The sequence below is a fragment of the Streptosporangium sp. NPDC002607 genome, assembly GCF_053592655.1.
In genome coordinates, this window is record NZ_JBSFWD010000001.1 from 238,569 (window position 1) to 254,839 (window position 16,271).

Annotated in this window: 10 protein-coding genes, 1 tRNA gene and 1 pseudogene; 3 read left to right on the forward strand and 9 right to left on the reverse strand. The window is 67.9% G+C overall.

Going from position 1 to position 16,271, the window contains the following annotated elements:
* Window positions 1-178: 178 nt before the first annotated feature.
* Together ACWD3H_RS01100 and topA are read right to left on the reverse strand one after the other, a co-directional pair.
* On the reverse strand, window positions 179-1,585 hold the full coding sequence (locus tag ACWD3H_RS01100; RefSeq protein WP_451953592.1) for a metallophosphoesterase: 1,407 nt from the start codon (window positions 1,583-1,585) through the stop codon (window positions 179-181).
* A gap of 133 nt (window positions 1,586-1,718) precedes the next feature.
* Window positions 1,719-4,370: a type I DNA topoisomerase gene (gene topA, locus ACWD3H_RS01105; protein WP_355547387.1), complete on the reverse strand. Its 2,652-nt coding sequence runs from the start codon at window positions 4,368-4,370 to the stop codon at window positions 1,719-1,721.
* Here topA and ACWD3H_RS01110 point away from each other — a divergent pair.
* Window positions 4,297-4,713 carry a DUF5703 family protein gene (locus tag ACWD3H_RS01110; RefSeq protein WP_425427982.1) on the forward strand — a complete coding sequence of 139 codons (417 nt, stop codon included), beginning with the start codon at window positions 4,297-4,299 and terminating at the stop codon, window positions 4,711-4,713. The two genes, topA and ACWD3H_RS01110, sit on opposite strands and share 74 nt — an antisense overlap.
* Window positions 4,714-4,895: 182 nt before the next feature.
* Here ACWD3H_RS01110 and ACWD3H_RS01115 read toward each other — a convergent pair whose 3' ends face one another.
* The 3 genes from ACWD3H_RS01115 to ACWD3H_RS01125 all read right to left on the reverse strand — a co-directional run bounded on the left by ACWD3H_RS01115 (window position 4,896) and on the right by ACWD3H_RS01125 (window position 9,417).
* Window positions 4,896-7,130 carry a chaplin family protein gene (locus ACWD3H_RS01115; RefSeq protein WP_451953593.1) on the reverse strand — a complete coding sequence of 745 codons (2,235 nt, stop codon included), beginning with the start codon at window positions 7,128-7,130 and terminating at the stop codon, window positions 4,896-4,898.
* Window positions 7,131-7,379: 249 nt separating this feature from the next.
* Window positions 7,380-8,000: a hypothetical protein gene (locus ACWD3H_RS01120; protein ID WP_451953594.1), complete on the reverse strand. Its 621-nt coding sequence runs from the start codon at window positions 7,998-8,000 to the stop codon at window positions 7,380-7,382.
* A 109-nt stretch (window positions 8,001-8,109) separates the two neighbouring features.
* A complete protein-coding gene (locus tag ACWD3H_RS01125) occupies window positions 8,110-9,417 on the reverse strand; it encodes a M20/M25/M40 family metallo-hydrolase (RefSeq protein ID WP_451953595.1) in 1,308 nt (435 codons plus the stop codon).
* A 163-nt stretch (window positions 9,418-9,580) separates the two neighbouring features.
* On the opposite strand from ACWD3H_RS01125, the gene ACWD3H_RS01130 reads away from it, so the two are divergent.
* Window positions 9,581-9,666 (forward strand) — tRNA-Leu (locus ACWD3H_RS01130).
* A gap of 535 nt (window positions 9,667-10,201) precedes the next feature.
* Here the strand turns inward: ACWD3H_RS01130 and ACWD3H_RS01135 are convergent.
* The 3 genes and pseudogenes from ACWD3H_RS01135 to ACWD3H_RS01145 form a co-directional block, all read right to left on the reverse strand.
* Window positions 10,202-11,320 (reverse strand): annotated as a pseudogene (locus ACWD3H_RS01135) (recombinase family protein); the annotation flags it as partial.
* A 381-nt stretch (window positions 11,321-11,701) separates the two neighbouring features.
* The gene (locus tag ACWD3H_RS01140; protein WP_451953596.1) at window positions 11,702-12,577 is read right to left on the reverse strand and encodes a hypothetical protein; all 876 of its coding nucleotides are present in this window, start codon (window positions 12,575-12,577) and stop codon (window positions 11,702-11,704) included.
* Window positions 12,578-12,976 carry a hypothetical protein gene (locus tag ACWD3H_RS01145; protein WP_451953597.1) on the reverse strand — a complete coding sequence of 133 codons (399 nt, stop codon included), beginning with the start codon at window positions 12,974-12,976 and terminating at the stop codon, window positions 12,578-12,580.
* 696 nt (window positions 12,977-13,672) lie between these two features.
* Here ACWD3H_RS01145 and ACWD3H_RS01150 point away from each other — a divergent pair.
* Window positions 13,673-14,020 carry a GntR family transcriptional regulator gene (locus tag ACWD3H_RS01150; RefSeq protein ID WP_355510402.1) on the forward strand — a complete coding sequence of 116 codons (348 nt, stop codon included), beginning with the start codon at window positions 13,673-13,675 and terminating at the stop codon, window positions 14,018-14,020.
* A 942-nt stretch (window positions 14,021-14,962) separates the two neighbouring features.
* On the opposite strand, the gene ACWD3H_RS01155 is transcribed toward ACWD3H_RS01150, so the two are convergent.
* Window positions 14,963-16,048, reverse strand: coding sequence for a tyrosine-type recombinase/integrase (locus tag ACWD3H_RS01155; RefSeq protein ID WP_451953598.1), 1,086 nt, complete (start codon window positions 16,046-16,048; stop codon window positions 14,963-14,965).
* Window positions 16,049-16,271: the final 223 nt, after the last annotated feature.

Genomic DNA, 16,271 nt, shown 5'->3' on the forward strand with positions numbered 1-16,271 from the left:
GGTGCTCGCTGGGCTGGGGAAAACATGAGCCAGGCGGAAATGCCCGGCTGCCCGTCGCATGAGGGTAATGCCTCCACCCTGTGCCCCGCAGGTGCCACACCCGAAAAGAAGCGTCAGATGCTCGTGTTTCCAGTGATGCGTCTCCGCGCCCTGGCCGGCTCTCCCGATCGGTGCCGGGCTACCGGAGCCTCTCGTTGCTGACTTCCAGCAGGGTTATCTCGGGTGGGGCGCCCACCCGGACCGGCGGCCCCCAGAAACCCGCGCCCCGCGTCACGTAGACCTGGGTGCCGTCCACCTCGCCGAGACCGGAGACGACCGGCTGCTGCATCGGGATGATCAGATTGAAGGGGACCATCTGCCCTCCGTGCGTGTGGCCGGACAGCTGGAGGTCCACCCCGTAGGTGGCCGCCTGGACCGCCTGGACCGGCTGGTGGGCGAGCAGGACCGTGGACCGGGAGCGGTCACGGCCACCCAGCGCCCGCTCGAAGTCCGGGCCGTCACCCGATGCGACACCGCCGACGTCGTTGACCCCGGCGAGATCGAGCACGGCTCCCCCGTGGGCGATCTCCACACGCTCGTTGCCCAGCGGGCGGATGCCGAGCTCGCGGAGCTCCTCGATCCACTCCTGCGGGCCGTTGGCGGTGTAGTACTCGTGGTTACCGGTGACGAAGTAGGCGCCGTAACGGGATTCGAGGTCCTTCAGCGGCCTGGCCAGCGGGCCGAGCTCGGCCACCGTGCCGTCGACCAGGTCGCCGACGACGGCGACCACGTCGGCCTCCAGTGAGTTGATCATGCGGACGATGCGCCGGGTGTGCTCCGTACCGGTGAGCGGGCCCAGGTGGATGTCGCTGACGACCGCGAACCGCAGGCCGTTCAGGCGTGGATCCAGCCTGGGCAGCACCACCCCGGCCGACTCGATGACCGGGTCCCCGAGGGCGGTCCTGATCCCGAACCCGATCGTGCCGAGCGCCCCCGCCCCGGCGGCGACCGCCGCCGTACGGGCGATGAACAGCCTCCTGCTCAGCCCGCCTGCCGTGTCCTTCGCCCCTCCGCCGCGCGGCGTGCCTCCAGGACCCGGTACGACGACCACCCCACCGACCGGGGACTCTCCACGGTCCGTCTGGGCCGTGGAGACGGGCCGGAGGGAGTGCTCGGGGTGAACGGCGGCCACGGACGCCGGTGTGCCGACGGTTTCGGATCGAACGGCGAGCTCCGGCTGCGCGGCTCGTTTCGCACGGCGGGCGGCCACCCCCGGCGGCACCAGGTGCCGCTCGGCCCGATGCTCCATCCCGCGCACCACCAGCAGGGCCACGGCCCTGGGGATCTCCAGGACCACCAGGAACACGACGAGGTAGAACATCGTCGCGATCCAGAAGAATCCCGGCCACGCCAGGAAGTGCCCCCACTCACTGCGGGAGACGATCAGCGTCACGGGGGCGAGCACCGCCAGGCCGACGAGGATCCAGGTCAGCACCCGGCGGGTCCGCCCCGGCCGGGTGGTCGAACGGACCAGGCGACGCCACAGGTAGTAGTGGACCACCGTGATCGCACAGATGACCAGCGACACGAAGCCCACGATCGTCACTTGCCTTCCCTCTCGCGCCCACCGGCCGTCCCGGCGCGTTCCGAAGAACGCCCGAAACGGCGAATGCGTTCCCAGCGGGTGCGGAAACCCCGCGGGCCAGGGCCCCGGTACGAGGGGTCCTGGCCCGGCGGCGTCAGGCCTTGGCCTTGGCCCGGGTGGTGCGGGGACGCTTGGGCGCCGGGCCTCGGGCGCGACGGTCGGCGAGAAGCTCGGCGGCGCGTTCGGTGGTGATCTGCTCGACCTCGTCCCCCTTGCGCAGCGAGGCGTTGGTCTCCCCGTCGGTGACGTAGGGCCCGAACCGCCCCTCCTTCACCACGATCGGCTTCTTGGAGACCGAGTCCTCACCCAGCTCGCGCAGCGGCGGCGCGGCCGCGGCCCGCCTGCCCCTGGTCTTGGGCTGGGCGAACAACTCCTTGGCCCGATCGAGGGTGACCGTGAACAGTTCCTCCTCCGACCCCAGGGAACGAGAGTCGGTGCCCTTCTTGATGTACGGCCCGAACTTGCCGTTCTGCGCCGTGACCTCCTGGTCGTCGATCACCCCGAGCACCCTCGGCAGCGAGAGCAGAAGCAGGGCGTCCTCAAGGGTGACGGTGTCCAGGGACATCGACTTGAGCAGCGACCCGGTGCGCGGCTTGGGGGCGTCGGCCTTCTTGGTCTTCTTCTTGCCCTCGGCCGGAGGCGTCTCCACCGGCAGGATCTCGGTGACGTACGGACCGAAGCGGCCGTCCTTGGCCACGATCACGTGCCCGGTCACCGGGTCCTTGCCCAGTTCCCGGTCACCCGTCGGGCGGGAGAACAGCTCCTCGGCCATCGAAGCGGTGAGCTCGTCGGGGGCCAGGTCCTCCGGCACGTTCACCCGGACACCCTCCCGGTCCAGGTACGGACCGTAGCGGCCCACCCGGATCATGATGTCGGTGCCCCTGATCGAGAACGAGCTGATCTCCTTGGCGTCGATCTCACCGAGGTCGGTGACCATTTCCTTCAGACCCTCGCCGCCGTCCACACCGAAGTAGAACCGGCGCAGCTCGGGCACCCGCTCCGCCCGGTCGTTGGCGATGTCGTCGAGGACCTTCTCCATGTCGGCGGTGAAGTCGTAGTCGACGAGGTGGCCGAAGTGCTGCTCCAGCAGGTTGACCACCGCGAACGCCAGGAAGGACGGCACCAGGGCGGTGCCCTTCTTGAAGACGTAGCCGCGGTCCAGAATCGTTCCGATGATCGACGCGTACGTCGAGGGACGGCCGATCTCCCGGTCTTCCAGCTCCTTGATCAGCGACGCCTCCGTGTACCGGGCCGGCGGCTTGGTGGCGTGCGACAGCACGTTCAGCGCGGACGCGGTGAGCGGGTCGTTCTCGCTCAGGTTCGGCAGGCGCTTCTCGGAGTCGTCGCGGTCGGTGGACGGGTCGTCCGCGCCCTCGACATAGGCCTTCAGGAAACCGTGGAAGGTGATGGTCCGCCCGGAGGCACTGAACTCGACCTGCTCCCCCGAACTGGACGTGCCGTCCACCTTGACGGTGACCGACTCGCCGACCGCGTCCTTCATCTGGGAGGCCACGGTCCGCTGCCAGATCAGCTCGTACAGGCGGAACATGTCACCGCTCAGCCCGGTCTCGCCCGGCGTGCGGAACTCCTCACCCGAGGGACGGATCGCCTCGTGCGCCTCCTGCGCGTTCTTCACCTTGCTGGCGTAGACGCGCGGCTTGTCGGGCACATAGGCCGAGCCGTAAAGCTTGATGGCCTGGCTGCGGGCGGCGGCGACAGCGGTCTCCGACAGCGTGATGCTGTCGGTCCGCATGTAGGTGATGAAGCCGTTCTCGTAGAGGCGCTGGGCGACCTGCATGGTCGACTTCGCGGAGAAGCCCAGCTTGCGGCTGGCCTCCTGCTGCAGCGTGGTCGTCCTGAACGGCGCGTACGGCTTGCGGGTGTACGGCTTGCGCTCGACCGACCTGACCTTGTACGGCACACCGGCCAGGCGCCCGGCCAGGGCCTGGGCGGCCTGCTCGTCCAGGTGAAGCACATCGGCGCTCTTGAGGGTGCCGTTGCTCGCGAAGTCCCGGCCCTGGGCGACGCGCTTTCCGTCCACGCCGGTCAGCATGGCGGTGAACTCGTGCGGAACCTCGTCACCACCGGTGTCGAGCAGCGCCTGCAGGTCCCAGTAACTCGCGCTGGTGAACGCCAGGCGCTCGCGCTCGCGCTCCACGACCAGCCGGGTCGCCACGGACTGCACGCGCCCGGCCGAAAGCCGGGGCTTGACCTTCTTCCACAGGACCGGGCTGACCTCGTAGCCGTAGAGACGGTCGAGAATGCGCCGGGTCTCCTGGGCGTCGACCAGCCGCAGGTTCAGGGCGCGGGGATTGGCCACCGCCTCCTGGATCGCCCGCGGGGTGATCTCGTGGAACACCATGCGGTGCACCGGGACCTTGGGATTGAGCACCTCGCGGAGGTGCCAGGCGATCGCCTCGCCCTCGCGATCCTCGTCAGTGGCGAGATAGAGCTCGTCGGCGTCCTTGAGCAGCTGCTTGAGCTTGCTCACCTGCGCCTTCTTGTCGTGGTTGACGACGTAGAGCGGCTCAAACTCGTGATCCACATTGACGCCGAGGCGTGCCCAGGACTCTCCCTTGTACTTCTCAGGGATGTCGTCGGCCTTCTCAGGGAGATCACGAATATGCCCGATGCTGGACTCCACGACGTAGCCGCGGCCGAGGTACCCGGCGATGGTCTTCGCCTTGGAAGGCGACTCGACGATCACCAGGCGGTTTCCGCCGGCGTTGCCGTTCTTGGCTGGCACGCTGCTTCCTACCTCGCTGTTCGCATTCGTTCCCCGTTTACTTCCCCTCGGGTTACCCGATCTGAGTCGGGAACACTCCCAAGGAAAGCCGCAAGGACGCAGAATAAAGCCCTATGAGTGTCGACGTCCCTCGGCTCACCCTCGGAGACTAATCGCTGTGCTGGACTACTCCTACTTGGTTCTCCACCTCCCGCGTGGCACCTCACGGGACGCAGCCCGCCGGATACTGACCGAACATGCAGAATACGGCGACTGGGAGCTCGACCGCCTGCGACTGTATCCCGATGGCCGCCGAGACGTCCGGCTGCGCCGGAAGATCATACGTGTGACCAGGACGATGTGATTCCAGACATGGCTTTGCCCGCCCCGGGCCGCGCCCCCGGAACGGGCAAAGCTTCCGTGCCTCGCCACGCGAGCGAGCACCGCACCACGCAGGCGCGGTCATCCTGTCTCGCCGCCGTCGAGGCGTCTGCGCGCCTTCCTCAGTGGCTCTGAGGAAGGCATGCCTAATGGGTGACTAATGCCTTACTTTTTACCGAAACGGATGCGGCGGGTGGTGCCGAAGACGGTCGCGGAGGCCGCGGCCAGCGCCCCGATCAGCAGGGTGACCAGGGAACCGACGTTCATTCCGGTCACGCCGACGGGCTGAGCGGCACTCATCAGACCCAGGTCACGGATCGGCAGGTCACCGGCCGGGGTGGAGGACGTCAGGCCCGTAACGGGAGCCAGCGGCGAGCTACTGTCGGCCGCCGCGGCCCGCTTGCTCACCGGGGTGGCGGGCATGACGGGGAGCTCGGGCAGACCGGCGGCGGCCGGAAGCCGGGACTGGCCCGCCTCCTGGGCACCGCGGGCGTCGGACAGCGACGCCTGACCGGCCTCGCCGCCGATCCCCGGAACGGCGGGGAGGACGGACAGCAGGCTACTGGTCCTGTGCCTGCTGGGCTTGCCGTCCCAGTCGCCTCGGCCGCCGTTGTGGCCGCCCTTGGGTCCGCCCCGGTGACCACCCTCGTGGCCACCCCACTGACCGCCGTTGTGGCCGCCCCACTGGCCACCGCCCGGCCCTCCGGCACGGGAGCCGCCGAGGCAGCCCGCGGCGGCGTCGCCCAGGACGGCGACCGCGTTGCCGCAGATGTTGATCGGCGCGGTGATCGGCGCGACCACCTGGTTGCCACCCAGGACGCTGCCCTGCCCGGAGGTGCGGTTGCCACCGGCCCCCGCACCCGCGCCGCCGGAGACCGAGGCGCCGCCCCTGCACCCGGCCGCGGCCCGGCCGAGCACGCCCACCGCGTTGCCGCAGACGTTGATCGGCACGGTGATCGGCGCCACCACCTGGTTACCGCCGCCGATGCTGTGATCACCGTTCGTACGGTTGCCACCGGCACCGCCGCCACCGGGACCACCGGTCCCGACGGACGCACCACCCTGGCAGCCGGCGAAGGCTCCACCCAGGACGGCCACCGCGTTGCCGCAGACGTTGATCGGCGCGGTGATCGGCGCCACCACCTGGTTGCCACCCAGGACGCTGCCCCGCCCGGAGGTGCGGTTGCCGCCCGCACCGCCGCCGCCCTGGCCCGTCCCCGCGGACGAACCGCCCGGGCAGCCCGCCTGGCCGTTGCCGACGGCGCTGCCGCAGACGTTGGCGGGCGCGGTGATCGGCGCGACCACCTGATTGCCGCTACCGGCTCCGAAGCGCCCGTCGGTGTCGTTTCCTGGCCGGCCGTAGCCCGAGCCGGGGCCGCCGGGACGCGGGCCGCGCTCCCAGCCTCCGCCGTGGCCGCCGTGGTCGCCGTGGTCTCCATGCCCCTCGTGGCCTCCGTGACCGCCGTAACCCGGCTTACCCGGCCAGTCGGGCTTGCCAGGGCCGCCGTGCTCTCCGGGGCCACCCGGCCGTCCCGGACCACCTGGGTGCCCGGGACCACCAGGCTGTCCGGGCCCGCCAGGGTGCCCGGGACCACCGGGGTGCCCAGGACCGCCAGGGTGCCCAGGACCACCGGGCTGCCCCGGCCTGCCGGGCCTGCCGCCGACGACCTCGGCACCGCCCTCGCAGCCGGAGAACGCCTCGCCGACGACGGCGACCGAGTTGCCGCAGATGTTGATCGGCGCGGTGATCGGCGCCACCACCTGGTTGCCACCCAGGACGCTGCCCCGCCCGGAGGTGCGGTTGCCACCGGCACCGCCGCTGCCACCGCCCTGATTGCTCACCGAGGCACCACCCCGGCAACCGGCGGTTGCCCCACCGAAGATCGCGAAAGAGTTGCCGCAGGCGTTGATCGGCGCGGTGATCGGCGCGACCACCTGGTTGCCGCCGCCGATGCTGTGATCACCGTTCGTGCGGTTGCCGCCGGCACCGCCGCCGTTCCCGCCCTGGTTCCGCACCGAGGCACCGCCTCGGCAGCCCGCCTCGGAACGGCCGATCACCGACACCGCGTTGCCGCAGGCGTTGACGGGCGCGGTGATCGGCGCCACCACCTGGTTACCCCCCAGGACGCTGCCTCTCCCGGAGGTCTCGTTGCCCCCCGCGCCGCCGCCACCGCCGTTCTCGACGGACGCGCCGCCCTCGGAGGAGGCGGCCGACTGTCCGGCCACAGCGACGGCGTTTCCGCTGATGTCGATCGGCAGGGTGATCGGAAGGTTGACCTGGTTGCCTCCGGCGATCGAGTGGTCACCGTCGGTGTCGGCGAAGGCCGTACCGCCGCCCATGGCCATGACACCCAGTGCGAGCAGTGCCGCAGGGGCCGTGCCCCTAACCCACGTACGCATGATTGAAGCTCCTAGCAGTCTCGGGGGGACCTTGAACCCTCGTGAGGGCATGCGAGAGCCATGCGAGGACCGGACAGGTCCGCACAGCGGAGGCCCAGGCGGGCCGTCATGAGGAGTTGGGAACTGGCTGACTCGTCGGCCTGCTCGTCGCTCACCGGTGGAGCGGCTCTCCTGGGGACGGAGGGTCGAGACAGGCTCCGCGACCGGCGGATCACTCGAAAGGAGATCAGGCCGGTCTACAAGACGATGTCAGTCAGGAGAGAAAGAAGGGTCGTCCGCCGCTGTGCGGACGACCGGGGGGAGCACGAACGCCAGCGGAACACGCTGTGTCGCCAGTCGCGGGTCGTAGGCGAACCACGCGACATCCCCCGGACCCGAGCCGAAGAGGCCGGATCCACCACCGCTCTGGGGCACGAATCCATTGCTGCCAGAACCGTGGTCGACGGTGGCGGGTGCCGGGGCCCCCGGCTTGGAGTGGCTGGTGAGCCCGTCCACACCTCGCCCCGCCATGGCTTCGGCGTTGTCCGTCGCCGACGGTTTGCCGCTGCCCGTGGGGAAGTCATCGACCTTTGAAGCCGATCCGGAAGCGGCAGCGTCAAGGGTCTGGGAACGGGCCACTCCTGTCGCCGCGGTGGCGTCCGCGACCGCGGGAGTGGCACTGAGAAAGCCGAAGACGATCGCGAGCAGCCATGCGGCGGCCAGGAGGCCGCCGATGGCGAGGGCTTGCCTGATGCCCCACCGGGTGCCGGCCGCGAACCGCGCCATCCGGTCAGCCCGGTCGGGGATCGTGTCGTCGACGGAGAAGGCCACGGGCACGCGTCGAGCAGCGGGCGAGGACGCCCTCCACTGCTCGTGCGGCACGTGCGCCACATGGCCTCCCAAAGCTCCTGGACAGGCCCGCTTGGACACGAGCCACCCTTCAACGGAGAGTCACGTTAGCACTACGTGGAGTCAACGCAACGGATTTCCCGAGAACGGATCAGCAGCCGTCCAGGAATCGGTCAAGAACCCGGACCCCGAACCGCAACGAATCCACCGGCACCCTCTCGTCCACCCCATGGAACATCCCGGAAAAGTCCAGGTCGGCGGGGAGCTTCAGCGGCGCGAACCCGAACCCCCGGATTCCCATCCGGCTGAACGCCTTCAGGTCCGTACCCCCCGACAGCGTGTACGGCACGGCCAGCGCGCCCGGGTCCTCGGCGAGGAGGGCGTCGGCCATCGCGCGCACCAGCGGCCCGTCGAAACCGGTCTCGATGGCGATGTCGTGGTAGATGAACTCCCTAGTCACATTGGGGCCGAGCAGTTCGTCGACGGTCTGGAAGAACTCGTCCTCATATCCCGGCAGGAAGCGGCCGTCCACGTGCGCGGTAGCGGCCTGGGGGATCACATTGGCCTTGTAACCGGCCTCCAGCATCGTGGGGTTGGTGGTGTTGCGCAGCGTGGCGCCGATCATCCGCGCCAGCGGCCCCAGTCTGGCGACGGTCTTCTCCGCGTCGTCCAGGTCAAGCTCCAGCTCCAGCGCCCTGGAGGTCTCCTCCAGGAACGTCCTCACCGTCTGTGTCATCCGTACCGGCCACTCGTACCGGCCGATGCGGCCCACCGCCTCGGCCAGCTCGGTGACCGCGTTCTCCGCGTTGAGCATCGAGCCGTGCCCGGCCCGGCCGGTGGCGGTCAGGCGCATCCAGGCGATGCCCTTCTCGGCCGCCTCGATCAGATAGAGCCTGCGCGCCTCGTCGATGGAGACGCTGAACCCACCCACCTCACCGATCGCCTCGGAGCACCCGTCGAACAGGTCCTTGTGCTCTGAGACCAGCCACTGCGCGCCGTAGTGGCCCCCGGCCTCCTCGTCGGCGGTGAAGGCCAGCACCACGTCCCTCGGCGGCCGACGCCCCTCGCTGAGCCGCTGTCGTACGACCGCGAGGATCATCGCGTCCATGTCCTTCATGTCGACCGCGCCGCGCCCCCAGACGCAGCCGTCCGCGATCTCACCGCTGAGCGGGTGGTGGGCCCAGTCGGCGGCGTTGAAGGGCACGACGTCCAGATGTCCGTGCAGCAGCAGCGCGTCCCGCGAGGAGTCCTCCCCCGCGATGCGGGCGATCACGTTGGCCCGCCCCCTGTCCGACTCCAGGATCTGCGGCTCCAGCCCGACCTCGGCCAGCTTCTCGGCCACGTACTCGGCGGCGGCCCGCTCCCCGGGCCCCGAATTGTCACCCGCGTTGGTCGAGTCGATCCTGATCAGGTCGCGGCACAGCCCGACGACCTCATCCTCACCGTTGAGCGTGGCCATGTGGACTCCTTGAGTTCGGTACGGCTTCCCCCCCATCCTCCCGCCGTACCCTCCTTCCCGGCACCCCGTCCGCACCCGCCCTCCTACCGATATGACGCAAGCTCAAGAGTTTGCTAACCTAAGTCCGCCGACGCGGGATGACGGTCCCGCGTGCAGGCACCACGTCCGGGTGGCGGAATAGGCAGACGCGCTAGCTTGAGGTGCTAGTGCCCTTTGCGGGGCATGGGGGTTCAAGTCCCCCCTCGGACACGTTCGATTCGCCCATGAGGTCCTGGTCAGACGTAGAGCTGACCAGGATTCTTCTTTTGCTGGGGTGATAGGTCAGCCGAACGCCGAGCCCGGCGTACAGCCGGGCCTTCCTGACCGGCTCAGCCTTTCCCAGAAGCCGTACTGCGTCACCCATGGTGTTCATCACCTTCGCAAGGTCGTCTCGGGTTAGCTGCCGCCTGCGGTTCGGTTCACGGCGTAGCTGTGCTTCGGCTCGGATCTTCTTGGCTTGTTCCTCTCGGATCCAGCCGGCGACCACGGCAGGGTCCGCACCCGCCTCCAGCGCGGCGCGATGCTGGGCGAGCTTTCGATCGCATTCAGCCAGTTGACGCCGCGCCACGGCGAGACTCTCATGCTCCGACGGCTCGATCCGCTGAGCTTCGACCAGAAGGCCGAGCGTCTCATCGACTCGGTGAGGAACGAACAACCTCCCCAGCCAGCGATCAAGCTTCGGAACGATCGCGTCCTCTCGGATGTAGACATTGCGAGGGTGCACGACCCGATTCGCCAGGGCGTACTCCTCGGGAAAGCGGCACCGGTAGTACGGCGCCTCGTTGGACCAGTTGCCCTGCATCCGTCGATCACATACTCCGCAGAAGAGCAGCCCTCGGAGGATGTATGTGTGGCTCGCGGCCTTGAGGCCGCGGCCGGTCTGCCGCCCACCGCGCCCGGCGAGCAACTCTTGGACGACCTCGAAGTCCTCTGCGGTCACGATCGGCGGTTGCGCGATCTCGTCGGACCACACCCACTCCTCGCGCGTGTTCCAGCGGAGCTTGGTGGCGTGGCCGAGGCCGACGTCGTCAACGTCGATGAGGACCTCGTCCTTTCGCTGCCGGTTCCAGACCTGGCGGCCGGTGTAGCGAGGATTGGTGATTATGGCCCGTATTGCGCTCTTGGACCATGCGATCCCGGATCTGTGGCGGTTGCGGCCCGGGTCATGGGCCGAAGGGCAGGGAACGCCGTCGGCGCTCAGACGTTCGGCGATGGCGTAGAGACCACGGCCCTCCAGGAACTCATCGAAGATCCGGGCCACGACGGCAGCGGCGAACTCGTCGAGTTCCAATCGGTGCTGCCGCTTGCCTTCGGCCGCCTTGGCGGGATTGGGATGGGGGCCGGCATCAGCCAAGCGATAGCCGTACGGCGGCCTGCCCCCGAGGAAGCGGCCTTCCACCTGGGCTTGGGCCTTCATGGCGCTGCGCACGCGGATCTTGATGCGATTGCGCTCGCCCTTGCTCATACCGGCGAACACGCTCATGACGAGGTCATGAGCCTCGTTGTTCGGGTCGATGGGGCCGCCCACCTCGGGCACCCAGAGCGGAACCCTGAAGTGCTCGAAGACGGGAAAGGTCAGGCCGTACTGGTTGCCGTAGAAGGCTCGTTGCGGCTCACCGATCACCACCGCGTCGAAGCCGCGGTTGGGGTTGCGTAATTCGGCGAGCAGCGCCGCCGCGTGCGGGCGGCGCTGCCAGGGGATCGAGCGGGACTTGTCGACGTCGAAGAACTCGGTGACGATCACGCCCCCGCGCGACTCGATGAGCGCGCGGGAGCGGGTGATCTGCCAGCCTCGCGAGGACTGGGGATCCTGCTTGTCCTCGGTGGAGACCCGGCCGTAGAAGGCGAAGCGGATGGTGTTCATGGGTCCTATGCGGCGTTGGGGTGGTTGACAAGCATGGCTTGGTGAGCCTCCAGCAGGATGGCGAGCAGTTCCGTGGCGGCGCTGGGCGTCAGGCGGGGCGGTCCACTTGGTAAGACGATGTGCGGAGTCGGCTGTTTACGAGTGGTGGATGCGGTCATGATGAGAGGCGCTCCTATGCGTTCGTTGCCGGCGGGTAGGGGTGCGGCCCCGGCGACGTGCTTGGCGGTACTGGAGTCGGGGCCGTTTTGCCGCCGTACCTTGGCGTAGATCCGCACGTTGCGGCTGGCACCTCGGCAGGGCGGCGGGTCGGATGTTTCCGTGACGTCGAAAGCACGGGCTGCCTGCGGTGTTTTCTCAAGCAGGACGGTGCTTTGCGTCTGGTCATGACGCAGGTCTCTTAGCTACGAGTGGGTGGCACGCCGGGCAGCGCGCCACAGTGTTGTCGCGAAGTTCCATCTGCCGGGTGCGCTCGTCGCAGTGACCGCACCAGTCTGGGGCGATTCTCAGCGACGGACTGGGCTCGACGCCCTCGACCGCAGGCAGGAACTTGTCGGGGTCTTCCTTGATTGCCTTGGCCACGTAGCGACTGCGGTGTTTGACGGACCGGCCATCGAGGATCGTGTGGCGGATCGCGGCCGCGTCGAGGAGGCGGATCTCGCGGCCGGTCAACTCAGCCAGGAGCTGGACGATACCGCGATCGATGGAGTCGTCGTCGTTCGCCCAGGCACGCGCGTTACGACGAGAAGACGACTGATTGTCTGCATCTTCTTCCGTCCTAGTCCCCTTCGGGGACTGGACGGAGCTGCGTGGCGTTAGTAACGCGTTACGTTTGGCGTTACTAACGCCACCGTCGACGGCGTGTGGCTCGATCCGGTTGCGTCGCTTGTCTCGCCACCTCTTCTGCCGCTCGGCGTTGGCCTTCCGTTCTTTCTCCGCCCGCTCCTTAGCGGGCACGAATGCGAAGAAGTCATGGATCACCCACCCCTTAGCCACAGGCGCCGGGCAGAGATCGGAGGGACACTCCTCGCCAGGCAGATGCCAGGTACCCCGGGACACGAGTTCGGCGATGAAGCGCAGCGGCTTTCGCACTCGCGGACACACGTCGATCAGGTCTTCCTGGAGTACCGCACCGTCGGTCAGGTTGTGGGCACACCAGAAGATCGCTGTGAAATGTATACGAAATGCGGCGTCCGACAGGCCTGCTACCTGCCTCCGAGTCGGGAATCGGTCGTCGAAGTACAGCCCTTCCCGTTTCATCTAGCGCCTGCCTCTGTCCGTCAGATGCAGAGCGGCCGTGGTGTTGAAGGCACGGTTGATTCGGAGCGCGAGGTCACGTGCTGTCTTCCGGGCCGCCGTAAGTTCTGACAGAGCCTTGTCAAGACGCTCGCCGGGGTCGCCATGGTCGTCACCCAGTTGCCCGGATTCCTGCATGCGCCGCAACGCCTCGCCGAGTTGCCCCAGCAGTTGGTCAAGCCCAGCTGTCGAAATGCTGATACGGCCGAGGACGTCGTACACGGTGGACGGATAGGTGACGCCGACATGGGAGAGCGTGGCGTGGTTGAGGACGCGAACGGCCTCGGATACGGCTGCGGCGACCTCGCTGGTGTAGTCGTCACCATGGGGGCCATCTGACGACAGCCAGACGGTGTCAGCCACCGGCGTTGACTCCGATCGCTGAGATCTTGTCAAGATGCCCGCGTCCCGTCAGAGTGGTGACGAGAGTCAGCAGCCGACGCATGAGCCATTGAGGCATCCCTAGGGTGTCTGTGCTCGCGATGGATGGGATGCTGAACATGACCTACTCCCTTCGAGTGGGTCTGATGGGAGGCCCGGCGCCAGCCAGCCTCCAAGCAATGCGGGCGCCGGGTCCTCCTGTAGTTAACTCGCAGAGGGCCAACTTCATGATTCGGCGGGAAGCTGTTCAGCTACGCCGACATGCACAGTTGTCCGCTTCTCATCTACTGGTGCTCCCCCAGACGTCTCACCCCCTCGTGTTCCAGGAATCACGTACGTAGCAGACGTATCTACCATGATGACACAAATCACTTTGCTGGTCTTGACTCAAGAAGTCAGAAGATTCACCTTGCGCTTCAGCGCCCCGCGACCCCCTGCTGTCCTCATCACCTTCACGCCATGCCGCTGATTTGCCATGCGCGCACATCCATCCGGCTAGTGATCCGAAGCACGGCGACATCACACCGTGTCGGAGCCGTCAGCCCATGGCGATTGCTCTTACCTTTCCTTCTTGCCTGGCGATCAATTCGATCTAGGTAGACCATACTGTACTAGTTCAATCTAGGTATAGCTCAACTGTGCTTTCCTGGTACAGCTGAAGGGCTTAGCCTTGGTGTTGTGTCCGTGCCTGATTTCAGCGATCCTCGGCCTGCCTACCTGCAGATTGCAGACGACCTGCGTCAAGAGGTGGCGGCAGGTCGACTCAAGCTCGGCGAGCGGCTTCCGGCGCGGCGACAGTTGGCCCAGCGCTACGGCGTGGCCGTTGAGACGGTCCGTCGGGCCTTGGACGAACTTGCGCGCGATGGCCTGATCAGCACGCAATCGACGCGCGGCACATACGTGGTCAAGACTCCTGACCAGAATGAGCCGTCCTCCGAACTTCAGCAGGCGATGACCGAGGTGCGCCGGCTGGCCGAACGCATAGAAGGTCTGGAGTCTCGCGTGAAAGACCTCGAAGGCCGCTGACCCCCTCCACGCGTCCCTTCGAGCTTCATCCCTTCAGAACGTCGTGCGTGCAATGCCACGCACCTTCGAGGTTCCTCCCTCTCGGGCTCCGGGCTCTTCCTCGGCAGCAGCCGAATCGGCCGTTGCGAAGCCACAGGTCCAGGTGGAGCGGCCCGAGCGAAGCGAGGGACGACTACCTGGAGGTGCGGCTTCGCAACGGCCATCATCGGCCTGCGAGGAAGACTCGAGCGGCCGCGATTCTCGCCCGCCGTTAAAGAAGATCGTTTTTGACGGTTCCGGCTGGGTTGCGTCTTCTCCCAGAGCTCGCGAAAGGCAGCGTAAGAAATAACCCCTGAGTTCCGACTATGTCTGCCGCTCTCGGATACCGCCGCTGCGGCCTGGGACCAGGGACTTTCCGCCTTCCTCAGCACGATCACACTGAGTTGAAGTAGCTTCACGATTTGTGAAGAGACCTCGGCTTGGCCGAGCTTCTTGCCGACCGGGTGGAAATCCCAGAGTTCCCGCGAACCCAAAGGTCGAGTCCAGGCTGTTGGGGTGGTCTGGGAGGTTGTGCACCCTTGGGTTCCCCGGAACCCAAGGCCGTCTACGGTCAGCCGTTCCCGGAGCGGCACCGGGCGGCGCCCCAAGGCCCGGCGACGCGAGACCCCCCGGCCCGGCGAGCAGTCAAGGCGCCTGAGCCGGTGTACGGTGCCAACCCCCGCATGAGCAGGCGTCCTCTGCCAGGGCGGTGCCCAGCACCGGACCGAGTCATCCCCGGCCCGGGCCAGCACACGGCTCCTCGGCTTCACCACCACGACAAAAACCTCAACGAAGAGGAAGAGGCTTCACCGATCCCGAGACCCCTTCAACCGTCAAAGCGACGTGCCCTGTACGGAGAACGCCCAGGTCCTGGAGCTATGGCCACGATGGAGGGCTCAGGGAACTGTGGGGTTATTCCTTAGATCAGTAGTCGAGGGCGCGGTCGACGAGGTCGGCGACCTCGGTGGCCGAGGCGCGGAAGTAGCGGGCGGTGGTCTCGATGGAGGCGTGTCCCAGGAGGGCTTGGATCTGGGCGTGGTCGGCGTCGGCTTCGCGCAGCCGGGTGGCGTAGGTGTGGCGCAGCCGGTGCGGGCGCAGGCCTGGCAGTCCGGCATCCTTGCCGACCGCGCGGACCACGTCGGTGACGCCGTCGACCGACAGCCGTCCGCGCTGGCCGGCCCACAGTCCTTCGCCGACCGCGTCCGCCAGGGCGGGCCGCGCGGCCAGCAACTCGGCGCGCGCGAGCAGCCAGGCGGTCAGGCGTTCGCGGGCTGGGACCGGCAGCGGGACGGTGCGGACCTCGTCGCCTTTGCCGTGCAGGCGGGCGGTGCCGCTGCGTGCGGTGATCGGTATGTCGCCGACGCGCAGGCGCTGGCATTCCTCGGCGCGGGCTCCGGCGCCGAGGAGCAGGGCGATGAGGGCTGAGTCACGGGGGCCGCGCCGGTCGGCGGCGCGGCGGACCGCGTTCTCCTGCGCCCGCGACAACGCATCCGGAGCTCCAGGCTTGGGGATCCGGGCGCGTTTGACCGCCAGGCGCAGCGCGGGCCCGTGCTCATACAGCAACGTCACCGCCGCCAAGGCCTGATTCACCGTCGCCGGCGACGCGCCCGCGGCGAGCAGGTGGCGGCGCCAGGCGGTAACCGCGGCCTCGGCGCCGACCAGGTCGACGAACGCGTCCGCGTGCTCGGCCGCGTGCGCGAGTAGCCAGTCGCGGTAGGCGATCGCTTGGCGGCGGTAGGCGGTCACCGTGTTCGCCGCCAGCGCGCACCGATCGAGATGCGTGCCGAACGCGGCCAACGCCACCTCCGCGGCGGCGGTCACCGATCCCGGGTCGAGGCCGGGCCGGATCGCCACCACGTTGCCCGCGCTAATCCCTCGCCGATCGGCAATGCGGTTGTCGACTGGGCCGCCGTTCTGATCGCCACCTTGATTGCCGCCCCGGTCGTCAACCTGGTTGCCGATTGTGTCCTCGCCACCGTTGTTGATCTTGTTGTCGGCACTCGCGGTCACCCTCCGGACCCTTCCTCCTTATTATCCGGGGAGTTTTTCCGGCGTTAGCTCCGGGCCCGGCTGGATGTTATCCGGGGAGATCATACCGAGACTCCCTGGATAACGGAACTTATCCGGGGAGCATGCGGAGAGCCGACGCATCTCCTTCTATACCAGAGCACAGGCCCCGCAATTCGTAACCCGCAGTGATTCATCGTGTACACATACGGCAAGTTCTCAGGTG

Bases quoted from the DNA above. Each gene is read 5' to 3' on its own strand.
- ACWD3H_RS01115 (WP_451953593.1), bottom strand. From the start codon at position 7,130: ATGCGTACGTGGGTTAGGGGCACGGCCCCTGCGGCACTGCTCGCACTG.
- ACWD3H_RS01140 (WP_451953596.1), bottom strand. From the start codon at position 12,577: ATGAAACGGGAAGGGCTGTACTTCGACGACCGATTCCCGACTCGGAGG.
- ACWD3H_RS01125 (WP_451953595.1), bottom strand. From the start codon at position 9,417: ATGGCCACGCTCAACGGTGAGGATGAGGTCGTCGGGCTGTGCCGCGAC.
- ACWD3H_RS01110 (WP_425427982.1), top strand. From the start codon at position 4,297: ATGGTCTTCGCCTTGGAAGGCGACTCGACGATCACCAGGCGGTTTCCG.